The following is a 1059-nucleotide window of genomic DNA, read 5'->3' as shown; positions in this document are numbered from 1 at the left end:
CGTTCTGCAATTGCGTCGAGACGTTCGTAACAAAATTCGCTTCGGTTAGCAGAAAATCAGATGCTTGGAGCTGTGCCAGATTCATCGATGGCAAATGAGCAAACGCATTGCGAAGGAACGAAGATGCGCTCTCACGAACTACGCTAGAACTCATTTGACGCGCCAAATCATCAACAAATGAGGCAATATCCCCAGTCGCTGATTTCAGCTCTTCAGCGCTTAACTTTGCAATCTGCTGCGCTTGCGTGCTTTCGGTTCCAAGCTGAAATTGACTCACAAACTGAGTCGGCAATGACGAATCCACTTTGTCCGTAAGCTGGTCGGCAAACCAAGTTTGGAACTGACTTGCCAATGCATTGTTCATCTGCGTCGTAAGCTCGGCGGCGTCCACTTCACCGTTTGAACTCGCGCCTTGTAGTGACTTCATCCAAATAGATGCGCTTTCGCTGAGCGCAGCACCCGAAAATGCGCTGTTTTTCTCTTTCAATTGAGTCAGCGTATCGACGTAAAGTGCGATGCTCTGTTCGTCAGTTTGACCTTTAATGGTTGGCAAATGCGCGATCAGTGAAGCAAGCTGCTGAGTTTCCGCATCACCTAAAATTGGGGTCAATTGCTCTGTTAGGCTTTGTCCAAACGTTGGCAGTGGCGTACTGCTTGCGGCGGCGGTTGCCGCACCGGTTGCTGAGCCCGTTGTTGTCATATTCGTCATATCCAAACCTCTAGATCACCATACCGCGCATCATGGTTGGTCGCTTTCGTCCTTTACCCTGCACGCCTTGCAACTGATGCTGTTGCTGTCTGCGGCGCTGAGCTTCTTCGATGAGTTCTTGCTCTGCGTGTTGCATTAACTTCGGCGAGGCGTTTAAACCGCCAAGCAGAACTTCTCCTGCTACGGGGCCAACACCGAGTCCTTCTAATAGCTCACTAAAAATGTCATTTCTTTCATCCGCATTTCGAATGGCTAACGCTGCATTTTCAATAGCTTGAGTAATGGGTTGCTTCATATTGATTCCTAACTTCAAGCGTGTCTTCTCATTGGCGCTGTCAGTAACATTCGAG

1 protein-coding gene and 1 pseudogene are annotated in these 1059 nt (G+C 49.0%); both read right to left on the bottom strand.

Annotated elements, in window-relative coordinates; translation table 11 throughout:
- Nucleotides 1–715, bottom strand: a pseudogene (locus tag R8N28_RS26880) (Type III secretion cytoplasmic LcrG inhibitor); the annotation flags it as partial.
- Between the two features lie 4 nt (nucleotides 716–719).
- Complete coding sequence (gene vcrG / locus R8N28_RS26875) at nucleotides 720–1004, bottom strand: LcrG family type III secretion system chaperone VcrG (protein ID WP_318183875.1); 285 nt, start codon at nucleotides 1002–1004, stop codon at nucleotides 720–722.
- Between the last annotated feature and the right edge of the window lie 55 nt (nucleotides 1005–1059).

Source organism: Vibrio sp. Vb1554 (genome assembly GCF_033344235.1).
This window is presented reverse-complemented; position numbering and strand designations above follow the sequence as displayed.

Coding starts and splice junctions, on each gene's coding strand:
- vcrG (WP_318183875.1), bottom strand. CDS start 1,004: ATGAAGCAACCCATTACTCAAGCTATTGAAAATGCAGCGTTAGCCATT.